This window comes from Sphingobium sp. (assembly GCF_033795625.1).
Taxonomy (GTDB): domain Bacteria; phylum Pseudomonadota; class Alphaproteobacteria; order Sphingomonadales; family Sphingomonadaceae; genus Sphingobium.
In genome coordinates this window covers 1-595 of sequence record NZ_JARYGI010000139.1, presented here as the reverse complement: position 1 = coordinate 595, position 595 = coordinate 1, and the positions used below count along the sequence as shown (strand labels likewise).

Annotated in this window: 2 pseudogenes; both read right to left on the bottom strand. The window is 68.7% G+C overall.

Annotated features, from left to right (window positions below):
* Positions 1-305 (bottom strand): annotated as a pseudogene (locus QHC67_RS19040) (F0F1 ATP synthase subunit B); the annotation flags it as partial.
* Positions 298-595 (bottom strand): annotated as a pseudogene (locus QHC67_RS19035) (ATPase); the annotation flags it as partial. The pseudogenes QHC67_RS19035 and QHC67_RS19040, both read right to left, overlap by 8 nt.

Genomic DNA, 595 nt, shown 5'->3' with positions numbered 1-595 from the left:
AGCGCTTCGGCTTCGGCGCGCAACCTCGTGGCTTCATCCAATTGCGCCCTGATGGCCGCGATCCTGCTGTCCAGCCCCTTGCCGATCAGCGAAGGGACTTTCTTGACCAGCAGGATCAGGATGAAGGTCGCCATCGCCAGGCTGACCCATGCGGTGGCGTCCATGCCGACAGCCTTGGGATCGCTATGCGGCGCCACGCCTTCATGGGCGACGGTGCCGACCGGCTCCAGCCCTTCGGCATGGATCGCCTGATCCAGATTGGGGGCGTCGTGCGCGCCGCCCTTCGTCGCAATTGCCTCAGACATGGGCGAGTGCCGCCTTTACTGCATTGCGGGCCGCGTCCTCCGACGCTTCCACGCCGGAAATCCTGGCCACCATGTCGCGCGCCGCATCGGCGGCGACCGTCTCTATCTCCGCCATGGCGGCCGTGCTGGCTGCCTTGATCCGCGCCTCCGCCGCGCCGATCCTTTCGGCGGTCTCGGCGTCGATCGCGGCCAGCCGGGCTTCGGTGGCCTTGGCCGCCTGGGCCTTGGCCTGCACCAGCGTCGCCTGGGCCGCCGCGCGATTCTGGCTGTCGCGGACGCGATAGTCCGCC